Source organism: Pseudomonas sp. 39004, from assembly GCF_028682155.1.
GTDB classification, from domain to species: domain Bacteria; phylum Pseudomonadota; class Gammaproteobacteria; order Pseudomonadales; family Pseudomonadaceae; genus Aquipseudomonas; species Aquipseudomonas capeferrum.
The window spans coordinates 57,538-76,279 of the sequence record NZ_JANIAG010000004.1 but is presented as its reverse complement, the minus strand read 5'-3'; the positions used below and the strand labels follow the sequence as shown (position 1 = coordinate 76,279).

Sequence of the window (18,742 nt, the reverse complement as noted above, 5' to 3'; positions counted from 1 at the left end):
TGCTCGCGATGCGCCGCGCGGGCGGCGCTCGATCTTCAAGGCGCCAAAAAACCTACGGCAAGCACTTCTCCCCCCCCAACCGCCTCCATGCCAAATCAGCCTCTTCCTACACCCAACGCCAACTTGTCTGAATAGCCTTCTGCCCATCCTCTGCCCTAAACTCTTCCCCCCTCCCCCGGAAGGCTTCATTCATATGGAAATGCAATGGTGGATCTGGCTGGTATTCGGTATCGCGCTGATCCTGCTCGAACTGGTCCTGCCTACGTTCTTCATTCTCTGGTTCGGCATCGGTGCCGTGCTGGTTTCGCTCATCTCGCTCGCCGCACCCAGCCTGCAACTGGATATGCAGATGCTGCTGTGGGTGCTGCTGTCCTCAGCCACCACCGCCCTGTGGTTCAAGCTGTTCCGGCGCAAAAAACCGGATGTGCGCTGGACGGCCGATAGCGTGATCGGTGAAGTCGGCCTGCTGACCGCCAGCGTTTCCGAGTTCCAGAAAGGCCGCGTGCGTTTCCAGAAGCCGATCCTCGGCAACGAAGAATGGACCTGCGTCGCCGACACTGAGATCCCGTCCGGCGAGCGTGTGCGCCTCACCGCCATCGAAGGCAATACCGCCCGCGTCATCCGGGCCTGAATCCGTACTGAAAGGAAGTTCGTATCATGACCAGCCTTATCGTCGTGGGCGCCCTCGCCCTGTTCGTCCTGATCACCGTGTTCAAGGGGGTGCGTATCGTGCCCCAGGGCGAGGAGTGGATCGTCGAGCGCCTTGGCCGCTACAACAACACCCTCAAACCCGGCCTGAACATCGTCATTCCGTACGTGGACGTGGTCGCCTACCGCCTGCCCACCAAAGACATCATCCTCGATGTGCAAGAGCAGGAAATCATCACCAAGGACAACGCGGTGATCGTCGCCAACGCCTTGTGCTTCGCCAAGGTAGTCGACCCGCAGAAGGCCTCGTACGGCGTTCAGAACTTCTCCTTCGCCGTCACCAGCCTGACCATGACCTCGCTGCGCGCCATCGTCGGTGCCATGGACCTGGACGAAGCCTTGTCCAGCCGTGAGCAGATCAAGGCCCGCCTGCGCGAGGCGATGTCCGAGCAGACCGAAGACTGGGGCGTGACCGTGCGCTCGGTCGAGATCCAGGACATCAAGCCGTCCGAGAACATGCAACTGGCCATGGAACGCCAGGCCGCTGCCGAGCGTGAACGTAAAGCCGACGTCACCCGTGCCGAGGGTGCCAAGCAGGCTGCGATCCTCGAAGCTGAAGCACGCCTGCAATCCGCCAAGCTGGACGCCGAGGCGCAGATCAACCTGGCCGAGGCGTCGGCACGGGCGATTACGCTGGTCAAGGAGGCCGTGGGCAGCGAGACCGTGCCGGCCATGTACCTGCTGGGCGAGCGCTACATCGGCGCGATGGAGAACCTGGCCAGCAGCAGCAATGCCAAAGTCGTGGTGTTGCCGGCAGACCTGCAAGAGACCGTGCGCGGCCTGATGGGCCGCAACAAGCCCTGAGTTAGCGGGCCAGGCTTGCCCCGCGAAGGGGCCGCAAAGCGGCCCCAGCCCCTCCCCACCTGCGTCACTTCACCGCACCCCGCCTTTTTTACCTATACTGCGCCTTACAATACCCACCACGATTCCTGACCGGATCTCTCCATGCCCCCACGTCGGCACATTGCCTGGATAGCCTGCCTAGCAGTGCTGTTCAACCTGCTGGCCATGCCGCTGTCTTCTGCCGCGCCCAAGGGCCCGGCCGAGCAGTTGCTGTGGGGGGCTTTCTGTTCCAGCATGGCCAACAAGGCTAAGGTCGACGTCCAGGCCCTGGCCAAGATCGACCTCGGCCCGCAAAGCGACGACAGCGCCAGCATGATGAACTGCTGGTGCTGCGCTGGCGCCGCACCGCTGCTGGCCTTGCCCGGCTACCCGCCGCAGTTGCACAACCCGCCGACACTGCACGCCGGGCACCTGCCGCTGCTTGCCGACTACCAACCCACGCCGCGCCAGCTATGGCCCGCGCTCAACCCCCGTGCCTCCCCTCTGGTCTGAGTTGCTCACACTGTCTGCCTGAACCTGAACAGATCGGAGACTCACCATGCTCAAGCAAGCCCTCGTCGTGGCCGCCCTGCTGCTGCCCAGCGCCTTCGCCACAGCCCACGAATACACCGTGGGCGACCTGCACATCGCGCACCCCTGGTCGCTGCAACTGCCCCCCAACGCGCCCAACGTCGCCGCGTATTTCGTCGTGCACAACAATGGCCAGGCCGATGACCGCCTGCTGAGTGTCGACAGCCCCATCAGCGATGACGCCCAGTTGCACGAGCACGCCATGACCGCCAGCGGCACCATGAAGATGCAACAGGTGCCCAGCGTGGTAGTACCCGCCGGCAAGGATGTGACCTTCGCCCCCAGCGCCTACCACGTGATGCTGATGCAGCCCAAGGACCGCAGCCTGCTCAGCGACGGCAAGCGTTTCCCGTTGACCTTGCACTTCGAGAAGGCCGGTGATGTCACGGTCGAAGTCGCCGTGCAGAAAGAGGCGCCCTCGGGCCAGCCCCAGGCTCACGAACACGCGCACTGAACATTAGCTGACAGGCACTCGCCATGAGCCTGCCGCGCAACAGCATCAGCCGTACCCCCCGCCCTGAACGCAGGCGCGTCGGGGGCGGCTGGCTGAGCCTGTTCGCCATGTGGATGATTTTCATCGGCCCGCTGGTTTCCCAGTCGATGCCGATGGACCACCACGCCGGCATGAACATGCCGACGGGCATGTCGATGGCCCACGAGCACGCGCAGAGCGTGGACTCGCACCACGGCCATGATGGCCATGGCGGCGATGGCCAACTGCATGTGATGTGGGAAAAGTGCGGCTACTGCAGCCTGCTGTTCAACTGCCCCGCACTGCCGCAAACCCTCAGCCCGCTCAGTGCCGGCGTAGCAGTCCCCTCCACTCACCTTCTTGCAACCACGCGCCAGGGGCATGCCCGGCAGGCTGTATTCCCGGGTGCGCGCAGCCGCGCGCCGCCTTCCTCGATCAGCGTCTGAAAACACATTGTCCGCACGGAGCCAGGAGGCTTCGCGCTCATTCATGACTGATCGACTGGAATCATTATGTCTGGCTGCACCCCTGTTTTTGCCCTGTCCCTGCGCGGGGCCATCGCCGCCGTCTGCGGTTCGCTGATCGCGCCCATGGCCCTGGCCAGCGACCTCGGCCACGCCGAGCACGCGCATGCTGCCGCCCCCGAGCTGAGCCCGACGGTGATCACCGCCGTGGCGCCCAGCTCGCCGCTGACCGTGGTCACCAACCCGAAAGACCCGCGCCAGCCGGTACCGGCCAGCGACGGTGCCGATTACCTCAAGACCATCCCCGGTTTCTCGGCAATCCGCTCCGGCGGCACCAACGGTGACCCCGTGTTGCGCGGCATGTTCGGTTCGCGCCTGAACATCCTCACCAATGGCGGCGTGATGCTGGGCGCCTGCCCCAACCGCATGGATGCACCGACCTCGTACATATCACCCGAAACCTACGACCGCCTGACCGTGATCAAAGGCCCGCAAAGCGTGATCTGGGGCCCTGGCGGCTCGGCCGGTACCATCCTCTTCGAACGCGAACCGGAAAAATTCGGCACCTTGGGCAGCCGCGTCAACGCCAGCCTGCTGGCCGGCTCCAATGGCCGCTTCGACAAGGTACTGGACGCCGCCGCCGGCAACAGCCAGGCCTATGCCCGCTTCGTCGGCAACCAGTCGCGCTCGGACGACTACCATGACGGCAACGATGACACCGTGCCGTCGCGCTGGGACAAATGGAACGGCGATGTCACCCTCGGCTGGACCCCCGACCAGGACACCCTGCTGGAACTCACCGCCGGCAAGGGCGACGGCGAAGCACGCTATGCCGGGCGCGGCATGGACGGCTCGCAGTTCAAGCGTGAAAGCCTGGGGCTGCGGTTCGAGAAGTCCAACCTCGGCGACGTGCTCGACAAGGTCGAGGCGCAGGTCTACTACAACTACGCCGACCACGTGATGGACAACTACAGCCTGCGTACCCCCTCCGGCAGCGGCATGATGGGCATGCCCATGGTCAGCAATGTCGACCGCCGCACCATGGGCGCCCGGGTCAAGGCGACCTGGCGCTGGGCCGATGTGCAACTGGTCAGCGGCATCGATGCGCAGACCAACGAGCATCGCCAGCGCGGTGGCATGGGCGTCGATGCGCACAAGGGCCAGGCCTGGACCAAGGACGCCGACTTCCATAACTACGGTGCCTTCAGCGAGCTGACCTGGTACGTCAGCGACGCAGACCGGCTGATCAGCGGCGCCCGCCTGGACCGTGCCTCGGCCCGTGACTTCCGTAAAGGCAGCGCCACTGAAGGCGACACCCGCGCCGATACCCTGCCCAGCGGTTTCGTGCGCTATGAGCACGACCTGGCGGCCATTTCCGCCACCACCTACATCGGCCTGGGCCATGCCCAGCGCTTCCCCGACTACTGGGAGCTGTTCTCGCCCAAGCAAGCGCCGGCCGGTGCTGCCAACGCCTTCGACGGCATCAAGCCAGAGAAGACCACCCAGCTCGACTTCGGCATCCAGTACCGCGACGAACGCCTGGAGGCCTGGGCCTCGGGGTATGTCGGGCAGATCCGCGACTACATTCTGTTCGACTACCGCACCGGCATGATGGGCATGAGCACTTCCCAGGCCCAGAACATCGACGCGCGCATCATGGGCGGCGAATTGGGCGCGGCCTACAAGCTCAGCGAAAACTGGAAAGCCGACGCTACCCTGGCCTACGCTTGGGGCAAGAACAGCAGTGATGGCAAAGCGCTACCGCAAATGCCGCCCCTGGAGAGCCGCCTGGGCCTGACCTACAGCCGCGACGTCTGGAGTGTCGGTGCCCTGTGGCGGCTGGTGGCCGCGCAAAACCGCATCGCCGAGAACCAGGGCAATGTGGTGGGCAAGGACTACGACAAGAGCGCTGGCTTCGGCGTGTTCTCGCTCAATGGTGCCTACAAGGTGAACACCAACCTCAAGCTCAGCGCAGGGGTCGACAACCTGTTCGACAAAACCTACGCCGAGCACTTGAACCTGGCCGGGAACGCCGGGTTCGGCTACCCGGCCACAGACCCACAGCCGGTGAACGAGCCAGGCAGGACCTTCTGGACCAAGGTCGACTTCAGCTTCTGACAACAACAATGGGCGCGGCTGCGGTCGCGCCCCTCACCTGGTCAAACAGGAGGTTCCCATGCGCGGAACACGCATCTCTTTCTACAACCTGGCCTGGCGTTGGCATTTTTACGCGGGGCTGTTCGTCGCCCCGTTCATGATCCTGCTGGCGATCACCGGGATCATCTACCTGTTCAAACCGCAGCTCGACCCGCTGCTGTACCGTGACCTGATGGTGGTCGAAGCCGGCCATCATCGACAGCCTGCAGACACCCTGCTGGCCGAGGTGCGCAAGGCTTATCCACAAGGCCATGTCGGCCAGTACCTGCCGCCCCTGGATGCCGAGCGCAGCGCGCAGTTCGTGGTGCATGACGGCGGGCGCGAACTGAACGTGTTCGTCGACCCCTACAGTGGCAAGCTGCTCGGCGAGCAGGATGGCAAACAGAACCTGCAGGCGGTTGCCCGTGCCCTGCATGGCGAGCTGATGGTCGGCACAGTCGGTGATCGCCTGGTCGAGCTGGCGGCGGGCTGGGGCATCGTGCTGGTGGTGTCGGGCCTGTATCTGTGGTGGCCACGCGGGCGCAACAGCGCCGGCGTGCTGTGGCCGCGGTTTTCCGTACGCGGTCGGCTGTTGTGGCGTGACCTGCATGCGGTGACCGGGTTCTGGGGCTCGGCCCTGTTGCTGCTGATGTTGCTCAGTGGCATGACCTGGACGGGCATGTGGGGCAAGCAGTACGCCGACTTGTGGAACCGTTTCCCTGCCGCGATGTGGAACGACGTGCCCAAGTCCGACCAGCAGGCCCGCGAGCTCAACAGCGCCCATCGCCAGACCGTGCCCTGGGCGGTGGAGAACACCCCCATGCCGCAGTCCGGCGCCCATGCCGAACATGCCGGGCACCACATGATGTCGAACGCCCCGGCAGCGCCGCAAGTGAGCTTGCAGCAGGTCGAGGACATCGCCACTTCCCGTCAGGTCGAGCCGGGCTACAGCATTACCTTGCCGACCACGGCCGACGGCGTGTTCACCGTTGCGGTGTTCGCCGACGACCCACGCAACGACGCCACCCTGCATGTCGATCAGTACACCGGCAAGGTGCTGGCCGACGTGCGCTGGCAGGACTACAGCCCGGTCGCCCGGGCTACCGAGCTGGGCGTGATGCTGCATGAAGGCAAGATGTTCGGGGCGTTGAACCAGATCATCATCCTTGTGGTGTGCCTGATGATTCTGCTGGGGTCGGTCAGTGGCTTGGTGATGTGGTGGAAGCGCCGGCCAACGGGCGGGCTGGGTGTGCCGCCGCTGCGCCATGACCTGCCGCGCTGGAAGACGGCAGTCGGGGTGATGGTCGTGCTGGGGGTGATGTTCCCGCTGGTGGGGGTGTCGATGGTGGTGATGTGGCTGGTCGACAGCCTGGTGGTGCGCCGCCGGGTACTGGCCCAGGCTTGAGGCCTGCGGGGCCGCAAAGCGGCCCCCTGCTACCCATGAATCGTGTCGATCTGTCGCGCCCCGAATTGGGACGCCCGTGTTAGCCTACTTGGCTTTCACAAAAAAAGACTGACCCTCAATGGAATGCAGCCAATGACCCGGACCTCTTCCCCTCCCGCTGAAGAGCAGCATCTGCAGCGCAACCTGACCAACCGCCACATCCAGCTCATCGCCATCGGCGGCGCGATCGGCACCGGCCTGTTCATGGGCTCGGGCAAGACCATCAGCCTTGCCGGCCCATCGATCATCTTCGTCTACATGATCATCGGCTTCATGCTGTTCTTCGTCATGCGCGCCATGGGCGAACTGCTGCTGTCGAACCTCAACTACAAGTCGTTCATCGACTTCTCCGCCGACTTGCTGGGCCCTTGGGCCGGCTACTTCACCGGCTGGACCTACTGGTTCTGCTGGGTGGTCACCGGCATCGCCGATGTGGTGGCGATCGCCGCCTACACGCAATTCTGGTTCCCGGAACTGCCACAGTGGATACCCGCGCTGACCTGCGTGGCGGTGCTGCTGTCGTTGAACCTGGTGACCGTGAAGATGTTCGGCGAGCTCGAGTTCTGGTTCGCCCTGATCAAAATCGTCGCCATCCTCGGCCTGGTTGCCACCGGCCTGTACATGGTCATCAGCGGCTTCGAGTCGCCGAGCGGGCGCACCGCGCAGCTGGCCAACCTGTGGAACGACGGCGGCATGTTCCCCAATGGCCTGATGGGCTTCTTCGCCGGCTTCCAGATCGCCGTGTTCGCCTTCGTCGGTATCGAACTGGTCGGCACCACCGCCGCCGAAGCAAAAAACCCCGAACGCACCCTGCCCCGGGCAATCAACTCGATCCCGATCCGTATTATCGTGTTCTACGTGCTGGCACTGCTCGCGATCATGGCCGTGACCCCGTGGCGCGACGTGGTACCGGGCAAGAGCCCGTTCGTCGAACTGTTCGTCCTGGCCGGCCTGCCGGCAGCGGCCAGCATCATCAATTTCGTGGTACTGACCTCGGCGGCCTCGTCGGCCAACAGCGGCGTGTTTTCCACCAGCCGCATGCTCTACGGCCTGGCCCAGGAAGGTGACGCGCCGAAGGCACTGGAGAAACTGTCGCGCCGCGCAGTACCGGCCAACGGCCTGTACTTCTCCTGTACCTGCCTGTTGCTGGGCGCGGTGCTGATCTATCTGATTCCTGACGTAGTCGAGGCGTTTACCCTGATCACTACGGTTTCGGCGGTGCTGTTCATGTTCGTCTGGACGCTGATCCTGCTCTCGTACTTGAAGTACCGTAAAACCCGCGCAGCGCTGCACCAGGCATCGAAGTACAAGATGCCCGGCGGGCGCTTCATGTGCTACGTGTGCCTGGTGTTCTTCGCCTTCATTCTGGTGCTGCTGAGCCTTGAAGCAGACACCCGCTCCGCGCTTGTCGTCACGCCGATCTGGTTTGTGCTGTTGGCGGTCACCTATCAATCTGTGCGCAGTCAACGCCGTCCGCGGACGTCAGTTCGCAATACCTGATGAAGCACAGGGGCTGCTCTCGGCCCCTGTGCTTGCTCATGCTTAGCGACGCACGGCCATGGTGACCAGAATAGGGACTGACCAGGTGGAATTGTCGACGTCCAGAGCCTTCAGCTCTACCGTGCCGTTGTACCAACCCGCTGGAAGCTGAAGGTTGTCCTCGGCTTCGTAGGAGAGAATCAGCGTCATGGCCCCCCCACTGTCAGGGTGGCACAGCTGATAGCTGTTCATCGTCGTGGTCTGTGGACACCCCGAAATGTGTCGTAGTGCGCGGAAGTTGACGGGATGCTGCCGCCCGTCGGCGCCCTGCAACTTGACGGTTAATGTTGTGACACCTTGCCCACCGTAAACCAGAGAGATCGGGCCAACTTCCGTAGAAAGCGCCACTACGCCCACGCGACGCCTCGCATTACCGGCCGGGAGGGTAACCTGCGCAGCTTCCTGTGTGGACACGTAGATAAGTCGCTCACCGGCCAATGCTGGGCTATAGCTGCTGAGCCGACCAGCCTGCTCGCGCCAGAGCCTAGCCATGTCGGCCGTTTTCGCGTCACCAATAACGCGGCCGTCGACGCTAATGTCGGGCGTCGAATAATAAGGCCGGCTGTTGCCACAGAGGTTGGTGGTAAAGCCACCTCCGGCATTGAAGCCGTGTCTGTAGTTGTCCCCAGCGGCGGGGTATCAGTGGGCACCGCCAACGTTGTGGCCCATTTCGTGTTTGAACGGCGAAGTCCCATGGATGGAATTGACACTTGAATACCCAGGTCTGTAGGCCCAGCCGCCGGCGTCCCCGCCTACCGAGAAGCCGGCGTTGATGTCATGCCGGTAACTGGAGCGCAGCGCCGTCAGTCGCTGCTGCCACGTCGACAGCCCTGCGGTAGTCACCGGAATATCTTCTTGAGTGACGAGAATCCCCGCTAGGCGCAACTCGATGTTTCTGACTGCGGAATTGCGCAAGCTCAAATTGACCCACTCCATCTGGCCAAGCGCAAAAGCATATGGGTCGACTTCTCTTGCGGCCAATGCCTGGGTGGTGAAACCGACCAACGCGTCCACGTAAGTGACAGCACCGGGCGCCGGTAGCGCGGAGAGTCTTGTTTCTTGCGGCTTGTCCTCGACAGTGTCTAGCTGCAGTGGATCGAACTCGACATCAGGCGTGAAAGTTCGCTTGCCTGAGGCATCCACCTGCAGCAGCCCACGATTGCCTTCGCGGTCAACGAAGACGGTCACGGCGCCATCGGGTGCGCGGATCACCACCATGGCGCCGCTTACCCCCTGCTTGCCGAGAAGATTGCCGCTTTGCACGCTGTAACCGCTTGCCTGCTGCTGCAATGCGCCTGGCTCGAACCGGCTGTCTCCGGTCTGATCAGCGTAGACATCAGCGGAAACCGGCACTGGCGCCTCGACGCTTGAAACCTGTGCACAACCGGTAGTGGCGAGGACCCACGACAGCGCGCAAGTCCCTGCAATAACCTTGTAGAGGGGGTTCAGTGGCATAACTCAGAGCTCCTTCGTTGAGCACAGAATAAACACTGCCTCAGTGTGTAAGGCGTGCGCAAAATCGGCTACTGACAGAATTATCAGGTCCTCGGCAACAACGCCCCAACTTGAAGCATGCTCTGCACCGCCTTCCCATCGCAGTGCACAGCCACCCCGATCTACCACTGTAAACCCCGTTCCAGAGCCACCCGATGGTTCGGCACACCCCTTGCAAAGCCCCTCCCGCTTGGCCAACACCAAAAAAACCAGCGGAGAGAGCACATGAAGCGTCGCAGTCTGATCAAGGCCTTTACCCTCAGCGCATCGATTGCGGCGATGGGCCTGAGCTGGAGTATCCAGGCCGCCGAGACCATCAAGGTCGGCATCCTGCATTCGCTGTCGGGGACCATGGCCATTTCCGAAACATCGCTCAAGGACATGGCGCTGATGACCATCGACGAGATCAACGCCAAGGGTGGCGTGAATGGCAAGATGCTCGAACCGGTGGTGGTCGACCCGGCATCCAACTGGCCGCTGTTCGCCGAGAAAAGCCGCCAGCTGCTCACCCAGGACAAGGTCGCGGTGGTGTTCGGCTGCTGGACGTCGGTGTCGCGCAAGTCGGTACTGCCGGTGTTCGAAGAGCTCAACGGCCTGCTGTTCTACCCCGTGCAATATGAAGGCGAAGAGATGTCGCCGAACGTCTTCTACACCGGCGCCGCGCCCAACCAGCAGGCCATCCCGGCTGTGGAGTACGTGATGAGTGAAGAAGGCGGCAGCGCCAAGCGCTTCTTCCTGCTGGGCACCGATTACGTCTACCCGCGCACCACCAACAAGATCCTGCGCGCCTTCCTGCACAGCAAAGGCGTGGCCGACAAGGACATCGAAGAGGTCTACACCCCGTTCGGCCATGCCGATTACCAGACCATCGTCGCCAACATCAAGAAGTTCTCTGCCGGCGGCAAAACTGCTGTCATATCCACCGTCAACGGCGACTCCAACGTGCCGTTCTACAAAGAGCTGGCCAACCAGGGCCTGAAGGCCACCGACGTGCCAGTGGTAGCCTTCTCGGTGGGTGAAGAAGAACTGCGTGGCATCGACACCAAGCCGTTGGTGGGCCACCTGGCGGCGTGGAACTACTTCGAATCGGTGGATAACCCGGTGAACCAGAAGTTCGTCGCCGACTGGAAGGCCTACGCCAAGGCCAAGAACCTGCCCGGCGCTGACAAGGCGGTGACCAACGACCCGATGGAAGCCACCTATGTGGGTATCCACATGTGGGCGCAGGCGGCGGAAAAAGCCAAGTCCACCGAGGTCGACAAAGTGCGCGAAGCCTTGGCTGGGCAGAGCTTCAAGGCACCGTCCGGCTTCACCCTGACCATGGACAAGACCAACCACCACCTGCACAAGCCGGTGATGATCGGCGAGATCCAGGATGACGGGCAGTTCAGCGTGGTCTGGGAGACCGAGCAGCCACTGCGGGCACAGCCTTGGAGCCCGTTCATTCCGGGTAACGACAAGCGCCCTGATTACGCAGTGAAAGGTAACTGAGTGCACTGGGGCCGCTATGCGGCCCAATCGCGAGCAAGCTCGCTCCTACACATGCGGTGCCTGCCCTGTAGGAGCGAGCTTGCTCGCGATGAATCCACCGCCGATTTCCAGGATTGCCCGCATGCTCAGACTCCTGCTCACCCTGCTCCTTATGCTGCCCCTGGCAACCCAGGCCAGCGAGGGCGAATTCTTCCTCAGCGCCAAGCCCGCCGAACAGGCTCGCCTGCTCGAAGGCTGGGCGGCGCAACCCGATGCCGCGCGCCTGGCGCTGCTGGCAAACCTGCGCCAAGGCCGCATCGCCGAAGGCGACACCCGCAAGGTGCGCCTGAACAACCGTCTGCGTGGCCTGATCGACAACGCCCTGGCCAGCCACCAGTTGCTCAGCGACAACAACGACGCGCGCCTGGCCGCCGCCCAGCAACTGCAGAAGAGCGCGCAACCGGCGCAGATGGCCTTCCTCGACCGGCGCTTCGCCAACGAAGCGGACCCTGCGGTACACGCCGCCCTCGGCCTTGCCCTGGCCAACCTGCAGTTGGGCGCCGGCGAGCCTGCGGTACGCCTGGCCGCCGTGCGCCTGCTCGGCGAGACCGGCGACCCGGTCGCCCGCACCCGCCTGGAGGCGCTGCTGCAGCCCGGCGTCGAAAGCGATGCCGGCGTGCGTACCGCTGCCGAAACCAGCCTGGCCCAGGTCAAACGCAAGCTGCTGGTCGGCGAGCTGCTGGGCCAGGCTTTCAGCGGTCTGTCACTGGGGTCGATCCTGCTGCTGGCGGCGCTGGGCCTGGCGATCACCTTCGGCCTGCTCGGGGTGATCAACATGGCCCACGGTGAAATGCTGATGCTCGGTGCCTACAGCACCTACATGGTCCAGGTACTGCTGCAACGCTACGCCCCGGGCGCCATCGAGTTCTACCCGCTGATCGCCCTGCCGGTGGCGTTCGCCGTCAGCGCCGGGGTCGGCATGGCGCTGGAGCGCACGGTGATCCGCCACCTGTACGGCCGCCCGCTGGAAACCCTGCTGGCGACCTGGGGTATCAGCCTGATCCTGATCCAGGCCATCCGCCTGATCTTCGGCGCGCAGAACGTCGAAGTCAGCAACCCGGCGTGGCTGTCCGGTGGTGTCCAACTGCTGCCAAACCTGGTGTTGCCGTACAACCGCCTGGTGATCATCGGCTTCGCCCTCGCCGTGGTACTGCTGACCTGGCTGCTGCTCAACCGCACGCGGCTCGGCCTGAACGTGCGCGCGGTGACGCAGAACCGCAACATGGCCGCCTGCTGTGGCGTGTCCACCGGGCGCGTCGACATGCTCGCCTTCGGCCTCGGCTCCGGTATCGCCGGGCTCGGTGGCGTGGCCCTGAGCCAGGTCGGCAACGTCGGCCCGGACCTGGGCCAAAGCTACATCATCGACTCGTTCCTGGTGGTGGTACTCGGCGGTGTCGGGCAACTGGCCGGCAGCCTCTGGGCCGCCTTCGGCCTAGGCATCGCCAACAAGCTGCTGGAGCCGCAGATCGGCGCGGTGCTTGGCAAGATCCTCATCCTTGCGTTGATCATTCTGTTCATCCAGAAGCGCCCGCAAGGCCTGTTCGCCCTCAAGGGACGGGTAATCGACTGATGAACCAGCCACTGCTTGTCACCGCTTCGCAAAAAGCCGGGCCGCGCCTGTCGCTGGCCATCGGCGCAGTCGTCGTACTGTTGCTGCTGGCCCTGCCACTGCTGTCGTTGCTGCCGGCCGACCATGCCCTGCAGGTCTCGGCCTACACGCTGACATTGGTCGGCAAGATACTCTGCTACGCCATCGTCGCCCTGGCCCTGGACCTGGTCTGGGGCTATGCCGGGCTGCTGTCGCTCGGCCACGGGCTGTTCTTCGCCCTCGGCGGCTACGCCATGGGCATGTACCTGATGCGCCAGGCCGCCGGCGATGGCCTGCCGGGTTTCATGACCTTCCTGTCGTGGACCGAGCTGCCCTGGTACTGGGCCGGCACCCAGCATTTTGCCTGGGCCCTGTGCCTGGTGGTGCTGGCGCCTGGGCTGCTGGCGCTGGTGTTCGGCTTTTTCGCCTTCCGCTCGCGGATCAAGGGCGTTTACTTCTCGATCATGACCCAGGCCCTGACCTTTGCCGGCATGCTGCTGTTCTTTCGCAACGAGACCGGGTTTGGCGGCAACAACGGCTTTACCAGCTTCCGCACCATTCTGGGCTTTGACATTGCCGCGCAAGGCACACGGGCCGTGCTGTTTCTGCTGACTGTCGGCCTGTTGCTGGCCAGCCTGTACCTGTGCTGGCGCCTGACCACCAGCAAGTTCGGCCGGCTGCTCACTGCCGTGCGCGACGCCGAGAACCGCCTGATGTTCTGCGGTTACGACCCGCGCGGCTTCAAACTGCTGGTGTGGGTGCTGAGCGCCGTGCTGTGCGGCCTGGCCGGCGCACTGTATGTGCCCCAGGTGGGCATCATCAACCCCAGCGAAATGTCGCCGACCAATTCCATCGAAGCCGCTGTCTGGGTCGCCCTGGGCGGGCGTGGCACGTTGATTGGCCCGCTGCTGGGCGCAGGCCTGGTCAATGGCATGAAGAGCTGGTTCACCGTGGCGTTCCCCGAGTACTGGCTGTTCTTCCTCGGTGCGCTGTTCATTCTGGTCACCCTGTACCTGCCCAAGGGCGTGGTGGGCCTGCTGAAGAAAAGGAGCCAGCCATGAGAGGCGTGCCCCCGGTTCATCCCGAGTTCATGCTGGAGCCGGTGTTCGACACCCTTGGCGCCAGCCGCGACGCCATCGGCCTCGGCCAGAGCCGCAAGGCCGGCCTCGACACCCGTCACGGCACGGTGCTGAGCCTGGAAGACATCAGCGTCAGCTTCGATGGGTTCAAGGCGCTGAATGGCTTGAACCTGTACATCGGCGTCGGCGAGCTACGTTGCATCATCGGCCCCAACGGCGCCGGCAAGACCACGATGATGGACGTGATCACCGGCAAGACCCGCCCCGACAGCGGCAGCGCCTTTTTCGGCGACACCCTCGACCTGACCCGCATGAGCGAATACCAGATCGCCCAGGCCGGGGTCGGCCGCAAGTTCCAGAAGCCCACGGTGTTCGAGGCGCTGACGGTGTTCGAGAACCTGGAGCTGGCGCTGAAGGCCGACAAGTCGGTGTGGGCCAGCCTGGCCGCGCGCTTGAGCGGCGAGCAACGACAGCGTATCGAACACGTGCTGACCACCCTGCGCCTGCTACCGCTGGCGCAGCGCCAGGCAGGGTTGCTGTCCCACGGCCAGAAGCAGTTTCTGGAGATCGGCATGCTGCTGGTACAGGAGCCGCAACTGCTGCTGCTCGACGAGCCGGTGGCGGGCATGACCGATGCCGAAACCGAGTTCACCGCAGAGCTGTTCAAGGGGCTGGCCGGCACGCATTCGCTGATGGTGGTGGAGCACGACATGGGGTTTGTCGGCAGCATTGCCGACCATGTGACGGTGCTGCACCAAGGCAGCGTGCTGGCGGAGGGCTCGCTGGCGCAGGTGCAGGCGGATGAGCGGGTGGTCGAGGTTTATCTGGGCCGATGATCCTCACAGCCAGCGCAAAAACTTCCAGGGACATGACATGCTGAAAATCGACACACTGCACCAATACTACGGCGGCAGCCACATCCTGCGCGGCCTGTCCTTCGAGGCCAAGGTCGGCGAGGTCACGTGCCTGCTGGGCCGCAACGGCGTGGGCAAGACCACCCTGCTGCGCTGCCTGATGGGCCTGGTCGCAGCCCGCGAAGGCAGCGTCGAATGGGAAGGCAAGCCGATCACCGCGCTCAAGCCCCAGCAACGGGTGCAGGCCGGCATCGCCTACGTGCCCCAGGGCCGCGAAATCTTCGCGCGGCTGACCGTGGAGGAGAACCTGTTGATGGGCCTGTCGCGCTTCCCCGCCCGCGAGGCCCGTGAAGTGCCCGCCTTCATCTACGAACTGTTCCCGGTACTGGAACAGATGAAACAGCGCCGCGGCGGCGACCTGTCCGGCGGCCAGCAACAGCAGTTGGCCATTGGCCGCGCCTTGGCCAGCCGCCCGCGTCTGCTGATACTCGACGAGCCCACCGAAGGTATCCAGCCTTCGGTGATCAAGGAAATCGGCGCGGTCATCCGACGCCTGGCCCAGCGCGGCGACATGGCCATCCTGCTGGTGGAGCAGTTCTACGACTTCGCCGAAGAACTGGCCGACCAGTACCTGGTGATGGCCCGCGGCGAGATCATCCAGCGCGGGCTGGGGGCAAACATGCAGGCAGAAGGTGTACGCGGGCTGGTAACCATTTAATCTGCACCGATCGACCTTGTGAGACGCTGCAATGAGCCACGAAATCCGCGACGCCTTGCCCGCCGATGTGCCGGGCATCCTCGACATCTACAACGACGCCGTGCGCAACACCACGGCGATCTGGAACGAAACACCCGTCGACCTGGGCAACCGCCAGGCCTGGTTCGAGGCCCGTGCGCAGCAGGGCTACCCGATTCTGGTGGCGGTGGATGAGAGCGGCGTGCTGGGTTATGCGTCGTTTGGTGACTGGCGGCCGTTCGAGGGCTTTCGCAATACCGTGGAACATTCGGTGTACATCCGTGGCGACCAGCGCGGCAAGGGCCTGGGGCCATTGTTGATGAGCGCATTGGTGGAACGCGCGCGGGGTTGCGGCAAGCACGTGATGGTGGCGGCCATCGAGAGCGGCAACGCGGCGTCGGTACGCCTGCATGAGCGGCTGGGGTTCGTGGTGACCGGGCAGATGCCGCAGGTGGGGGTGAAGTTCGGCCGCTGGCTGGACCTGACGTTCATGCAGCTGATGCTGAACCCGGGGGCTGAGCCGGCCTGAACGTGAGGGTGCCGGTGTGGGCCCCTTCGCGGGGCCCGCACTGGCCTCATCCCAGCTGGGTGAACCTGCCCAAGCGTTGTTTCAGCATGTTGTTCTCACTGCGCAGTTGCTGCACTTCCTGCAACAGCTCCAGCGCCAGCGCCACGCCTTCCCACTCCAGTTCCAGCTCCTGGTGCAGCTTCGCCGCGCGCTTGGCCAAAAGCGGCGCCTGATCGTCGAACAACCAGTCCTCAGGCGTTCGCCCAGAGGGTTCGACGATGCCGTGCTCGACTATTTCGATCACGTAGTCCGCCGTAATGTCGGCTTCCTGGCAGAGGGTGCGCATGTCCAGTTGAACGATCAGGGTGCTGCTCATGATCACTTACTCCATTGTGCCCTCGGGTTGAACGCGGCCTTCTCGGAAAGCTTGGCCCACAGTTCACGGGTCGACTCGTCGGATGCAGTCGGCATGACCACCTTGAGCTGCGCATAGAGGTTGCCGCGCTCGCCCTGCTTGTTGGCCAGGCCTTTGCCCGGTACGCGCAGGCGCTGGCCGCTCTGGCTGTCGGGGCGGATGGTCAGGTTGATCTTGCCGTCCAGGGTCGGCACCGCCACCTTGGCGCCCAGTGCCGCCTCCCACGGTGCCAGTGGCACAGTGATGATCAGGTCATGGCCTTCGACATCGAACAGCGGGTGCGGTGCCATGCGGATGGTCAGGAACAGGTCGCCGTTGGGCCCGCCGCCACTGCCCGGCGCACCCTGGCCCTTGAGGCGGATGCGCTCGCCGTCGGTCACCCCGGCGGGGATCTTGACGTTCAGGGTCTTGGTGGTGAACCCGGTGCGCTGCCCGGCGGCATTGGTCTGCGGCACCTGGAAGCTGATCTGCTTGGACTCCTTGCTCAGGGTCTCCTCAAGGAATACCGCCAGTTCCAACTCCACGTCCTGCCCTCGCCTGCCTGCGCTGCGCTGCTGCCGGGCGCCGCCAAAGGGGTTGCCCCCCCGCGCGCCAAAAATCGAGCTGAAGAAGTCGGAAAAGTCGCCGCCTTCGAAACCACCGCCCGCACCACCGCCGCGGTTTTCCCAGCCCGGAGGCGCCTGGAACGGCCGGCCATGCTGGCCACCGTACTTGCGGATCTCGTCGAATTCGGCACGTTTCTGCGCGTCACCGAGCACTTCATAGGCCTCGTTGGCCTCTTTGAACTTGTCCTCGGCGTCGCGCTCCTTGCTGACATCGGGGTGATACTTGCGTGCCAGCTTGCGGTAGGCGGCCTTGATCGCCTTTTCGTCCGCCGTGGGCTCTACGCCAAGTATCTTGTAATAGTCTTTGAAGTCCATTTATGGATCACCAATGTGAATTTGCGTGTTGCAACTGAAGATAGGGGTCAAGCATAGCCTTTCAAGGGCCGCTTGGGATTGCTGTATGGCAGACGACTGGTCTTGATTCTGTTGCCAACTGGCATAAACTGCGCGGCCGTTTTGCCTCCGGAAACCTTTTTCCCATGTCTGACGTATCCCCGGCCCGTGCCCTTGGCATCGACTTTGGCACCTCCAACTCCACGGTCGGCTGGCACCGCCCTGGCCTCGAGTCGCTGATTGCCCTGGAAGACGGCAAGATCACCCTGCCTTCGGTGGTCTTCTTCAACATCGAGGAGCGTCGCCCGGTGTATGGACGCCTGGCGCTGCACGAGTACCTGGAAGGCTACGAAGGCCGCCTGATGCGCTCGCTCAAGAGCCTGCTCGGCTCCAAGCTGATCAAGCACGACACCAGCGTGCTGGGCAGCGCCCTGCCGTTCAAGGACTTGCTGGGCATGTTCATCGGCGAACTGAAAAAGCGCGCCGAAACCGCCGCCGAGCGCAGCTTCGACCAGGTCGTGCTGGGCCGCCCGGTGTTCTTCGTCGATGAAGACCCGGCCGCCGACCAGGAAGCCGAAGACACCCTGGCCGACGTGGCGCGTAAGATCGGCTTCAAGGACGTGTCGTTCCAGTACGAACCGATTGCCGCAGCCTTCGACTACGAGTCGAGCATCAGCCGTGAAGAGCTGGTACTGATCGTCGATATCGGCGGGGGTACCTCCGACTTTACCCTGATCCGCCTGTCGCCCGAGCGCCACCTGGTGGCCGAACGCCAAAGCGATATCCTTGCCACCGGTGGCGTGCACATCGGCGGTACCGATTTCGACAAGCAGCTGAGCCTGCAGGGCGTGATGCCGTTGTTCGGCTATGGCAGCCGGATGAAGAGCGGTGCGTTGATGCCGACCAGCTACCACCTCAACCTGGCCACCTGGCACACCATCAACGCCTTGTACTCGCAGAAGTCGCAGCTGGCCCTGGGCAACATGCGTTACGACATCGAGGACACCCTCGGTATCGACCGCCTGTTCCAGCTGATCGAACAGCGCGCCGGCCACTGGCTGGCGATGGAAGTGGAAGCCAGCAAGATCGAGCTGACCGAACAGGACAGCCGCCGCATCGACTTGCGCCGTGTCGAGCCTGAACTGACCGCCGAGCTGACCCGTGCGGTGTTCGAAGAAGCGATCGATAGCCTGCTGGAGCGCGTGCGCGGCAGTGTCAGCGAGCTGCTGAACAAGGCCGGGGTAAGCGAAGGGCAAGTGGATACGGTGTTCTTTACCGGGGGTTCCAGCGGCATTCCGGCGCTGCGTAACAGCGTGGCGGCGATGTTGCCCAATGCACGGCATGTGGAAGGCAACATCTTCGGCAGTATTGGCAGCGGGCTGGCGATCGAGGCACGCAAGCGCTACGGCGTTGTCTGAACGATC

General features: G+C 63.8%; 19 protein-coding genes. 15 read left to right on the top strand and 4 right to left on the bottom strand.

Annotated features, from left to right (window positions below; translation table 11 throughout):
* Positions 1-193: 193 nt before the first annotated feature.
* The 8 genes from NP534_RS01495 to cycA all read left to right on the top strand — a co-directional run bounded on the left by NP534_RS01495 (position 194) and on the right by cycA (position 8,137).
* Positions 194-631, top strand: coding sequence for an NfeD family protein (locus NP534_RS01495; RefSeq protein WP_033701751.1), 438 nt, complete (start codon positions 194-196; stop codon positions 629-631).
* 26 nt (positions 632-657) lie between these two features.
* The gene (locus NP534_RS01490) at positions 658-1,512 is read left to right on the top strand and encodes an SPFH domain-containing protein (RefSeq protein ID WP_274097513.1); all 855 of its coding nucleotides are present in this window, start codon (positions 658-660) and stop codon (positions 1,510-1,512) included.
* Positions 1,513-1,653: 141 nt separating this feature from the next.
* A complete protein-coding gene (locus NP534_RS01485) occupies positions 1,654-2,043 on the top strand; it encodes a DUF2946 domain-containing protein (protein WP_274097512.1) in 390 nt (129 codons plus the stop codon).
* A 46-nt stretch (positions 2,044-2,089) separates the two neighbouring features.
* On the top strand, positions 2,090-2,575 hold the full coding sequence (locus tag NP534_RS01480) for a copper chaperone PCu(A)C (protein ID WP_274097511.1): 486 nt from the start codon (positions 2,090-2,092) through the stop codon (positions 2,573-2,575).
* A gap of 23 nt (positions 2,576-2,598) precedes the next feature.
* Positions 2,599-3,039 carry a DUF2946 domain-containing protein gene (locus tag NP534_RS01475; RefSeq protein WP_274097510.1) on the top strand — a complete coding sequence of 147 codons (441 nt, stop codon included), beginning with the start codon at positions 2,599-2,601 and terminating at the stop codon, positions 3,037-3,039.
* A gap of 66 nt (positions 3,040-3,105) precedes the next feature.
* Positions 3,106-5,175, top strand: a complete 2,070-nt coding sequence (locus NP534_RS01470; protein WP_274097509.1) for a TonB-dependent copper receptor — start codon at positions 3,106-3,108, stop codon at positions 5,173-5,175.
* 58 nt (positions 5,176-5,233) lie between these two features.
* Positions 5,234-6,598, top strand: a complete 1,365-nt coding sequence (locus NP534_RS01465; protein WP_274097508.1) for a PepSY-associated TM helix domain-containing protein — start codon at positions 5,234-5,236, stop codon at positions 6,596-6,598.
* A gap of 132 nt (positions 6,599-6,730) precedes the next feature.
* Positions 6,731-8,137, top strand: coding sequence for a D-serine/D-alanine/glycine transporter (gene cycA / locus NP534_RS01460; protein ID WP_033701758.1), 1,407 nt, complete (start codon positions 6,731-6,733; stop codon positions 8,135-8,137).
* A 42-nt stretch (positions 8,138-8,179) separates the two neighbouring features.
* On the opposite strand, the gene NP534_RS01455 is transcribed toward cycA, so the two are convergent.
* Positions 8,180-8,368, bottom strand: a complete 189-nt coding sequence (locus NP534_RS01455) for a hypothetical protein (RefSeq protein ID WP_274097507.1) — start codon at positions 8,366-8,368, stop codon at positions 8,180-8,182.
* 447 nt (positions 8,369-8,815) lie between these two features.
* Positions 8,816-9,631 carry a hypothetical protein gene (locus NP534_RS01450; protein WP_274097506.1) on the bottom strand — a complete coding sequence of 272 codons (816 nt, stop codon included), beginning with the start codon at positions 9,629-9,631 and terminating at the stop codon, positions 8,816-8,818.
* A gap of 264 nt (positions 9,632-9,895) precedes the next feature.
* Here NP534_RS01450 and urtA point away from each other — a divergent pair, with 264 nt between their 5' ends.
* From urtA to NP534_RS01420, 6 genes are all read left to right on the top strand, one after another.
* Positions 9,896-11,161, top strand: a complete 1,266-nt coding sequence (gene urtA, locus NP534_RS01445) for an urea ABC transporter substrate-binding protein (protein WP_033701760.1) — start codon at positions 9,896-9,898, stop codon at positions 11,159-11,161.
* Between the two features lie 88 nt (positions 11,162-11,249).
* The gene (gene urtB, locus NP534_RS01440; RefSeq protein ID WP_443201065.1) at positions 11,250-12,770 is read left to right on the top strand and encodes an urea ABC transporter permease subunit UrtB; all 1,521 of its coding nucleotides are present in this window, start codon (positions 11,250-11,252) and stop codon (positions 12,768-12,770) included.
* Positions 12,770-13,849, top strand: a complete 1,080-nt coding sequence (gene urtC, locus NP534_RS01435) for an urea ABC transporter permease subunit UrtC (protein WP_274097504.1) — start codon at positions 12,770-12,772, stop codon at positions 13,847-13,849. The genes urtB and urtC overlap by 1 nt, the downstream gene beginning before the upstream one ends.
* Entirely contained in the window at positions 13,846-14,703 is an 858-nt protein-coding gene (gene urtD, locus NP534_RS01430; RefSeq protein WP_274097503.1) for an urea ABC transporter ATP-binding protein UrtD, read from the top strand. The genes urtC and urtD overlap by 4 nt, the downstream gene beginning before the upstream one ends.
* A gap of 37 nt (positions 14,704-14,740) precedes the next feature.
* The gene (urtE, locus tag NP534_RS01425) at positions 14,741-15,439 is read left to right on the top strand and encodes an urea ABC transporter ATP-binding subunit UrtE (protein WP_274097502.1); all 699 of its coding nucleotides are present in this window, start codon (positions 14,741-14,743) and stop codon (positions 15,437-15,439) included.
* Positions 15,440-15,470: 31 nt separating this feature from the next.
* Positions 15,471-15,986 carry a GNAT family N-acetyltransferase gene (locus NP534_RS01420; RefSeq protein ID WP_274097501.1) on the top strand — a complete coding sequence of 172 codons (516 nt, stop codon included), beginning with the start codon at positions 15,471-15,473 and terminating at the stop codon, positions 15,984-15,986.
* 46 nt (positions 15,987-16,032) lie between these two features.
* Here NP534_RS01420 and NP534_RS01415 read toward each other — a convergent pair whose 3' ends face one another.
* Both NP534_RS01415 and cbpA read right to left on the bottom strand, forming a co-directional pair.
* Positions 16,033-16,341 carry a chaperone modulator CbpM gene (locus NP534_RS01415; protein ID WP_033701768.1) on the bottom strand — a complete coding sequence of 103 codons (309 nt, stop codon included), beginning with the start codon at positions 16,339-16,341 and terminating at the stop codon, positions 16,033-16,035.
* A gap of 2 nt (positions 16,342-16,343) precedes the next feature.
* Positions 16,344-17,300, bottom strand: coding sequence for a curved DNA-binding protein (gene cbpA, locus NP534_RS01410; RefSeq protein WP_033701769.1), 957 nt, complete (start codon positions 17,298-17,300; stop codon positions 16,344-16,346).
* A gap of 164 nt (positions 17,301-17,464) precedes the next feature.
* On the opposite strand from cbpA, the gene NP534_RS01405 reads away from it, so the two are divergent.
* Positions 17,465-18,736, top strand: coding sequence for an Hsp70 family protein (locus NP534_RS01405; RefSeq protein ID WP_274097500.1), 1,272 nt, complete (start codon positions 17,465-17,467; stop codon positions 18,734-18,736).
* Positions 18,737-18,742 lie beyond the last annotated feature (6 nt).

What these genes read in the sequence shown, in the direction of transcription:
- NP534_RS01495 (WP_033701751.1), top strand. Translation starts at nt 194, where the DNA reads ATGGAAATGCAATGGTGGATCTGGCTGGTATTCGGTATCGCGCTGATC.
- NP534_RS01490 (WP_274097513.1), top strand. Translation starts at nt 658, where the DNA reads ATGACCAGCCTTATCGTCGTGGGCGCCCTCGCCCTGTTCGTCCTGATC.
- NP534_RS01485 (WP_274097512.1), top strand. Translation starts at nt 1,654, where the DNA reads ATGCCCCCACGTCGGCACATTGCCTGGATAGCCTGCCTAGCAGTGCTG.
- NP534_RS01480 (WP_274097511.1), top strand. Translation starts at nt 2,090, where the DNA reads ATGCTCAAGCAAGCCCTCGTCGTGGCCGCCCTGCTGCTGCCCAGCGCC.
- NP534_RS01475 (WP_274097510.1), top strand. Translation starts at nt 2,599, where the DNA reads ATGAGCCTGCCGCGCAACAGCATCAGCCGTACCCCCCGCCCTGAACGC.
- NP534_RS01470 (WP_274097509.1), top strand. Translation starts at nt 3,106, where the DNA reads ATGTCTGGCTGCACCCCTGTTTTTGCCCTGTCCCTGCGCGGGGCCATC.
- NP534_RS01465 (WP_274097508.1), top strand. Translation starts at nt 5,234, where the DNA reads ATGCGCGGAACACGCATCTCTTTCTACAACCTGGCCTGGCGTTGGCAT.
- cycA (WP_033701758.1), top strand. Translation starts at nt 6,731, where the DNA reads ATGACCCGGACCTCTTCCCCTCCCGCTGAAGAGCAGCATCTGCAGCGC.
- NP534_RS01455 (WP_274097507.1), bottom strand. Translation starts at nt 8,368, where the DNA reads ATGAACAGCTATCAGCTGTGCCACCCTGACAGTGGGGGGGCCATGACG.
- NP534_RS01450 (WP_274097506.1), bottom strand. Translation starts at nt 9,631, where the DNA reads ATGCCACTGAACCCCCTCTACAAGGTTATTGCAGGGACTTGCGCGCTG.
- urtA (WP_033701760.1), top strand. Translation starts at nt 9,896, where the DNA reads ATGAAGCGTCGCAGTCTGATCAAGGCCTTTACCCTCAGCGCATCGATT.
- urtB (WP_443201065.1), top strand. Translation starts at nt 11,250, where the DNA reads ATGAATCCACCGCCGATTTCCAGGATTGCCCGCATGCTCAGACTCCTG.
- urtC (WP_274097504.1), top strand. Translation starts at nt 12,770, where the DNA reads ATGAACCAGCCACTGCTTGTCACCGCTTCGCAAAAAGCCGGGCCGCGC.
- urtD (WP_274097503.1), top strand. Translation starts at nt 13,846, where the DNA reads ATGAGAGGCGTGCCCCCGGTTCATCCCGAGTTCATGCTGGAGCCGGTG.
- urtE (WP_274097502.1), top strand. Translation starts at nt 14,741, where the DNA reads ATGCTGAAAATCGACACACTGCACCAATACTACGGCGGCAGCCACATC.
- NP534_RS01420 (WP_274097501.1), top strand. Translation starts at nt 15,471, where the DNA reads ATGAGCCACGAAATCCGCGACGCCTTGCCCGCCGATGTGCCGGGCATC.
- NP534_RS01415 (WP_033701768.1), bottom strand. Translation starts at nt 16,341, where the DNA reads ATGAGCAGCACCCTGATCGTTCAACTGGACATGCGCACCCTCTGCCAG.
- cbpA (WP_033701769.1), bottom strand. Translation starts at nt 17,300, where the DNA reads ATGGACTTCAAAGACTATTACAAGATACTTGGCGTAGAGCCCACGGCG.
- NP534_RS01405 (WP_274097500.1), top strand. Translation starts at nt 17,465, where the DNA reads ATGTCTGACGTATCCCCGGCCCGTGCCCTTGGCATCGACTTTGGCACC.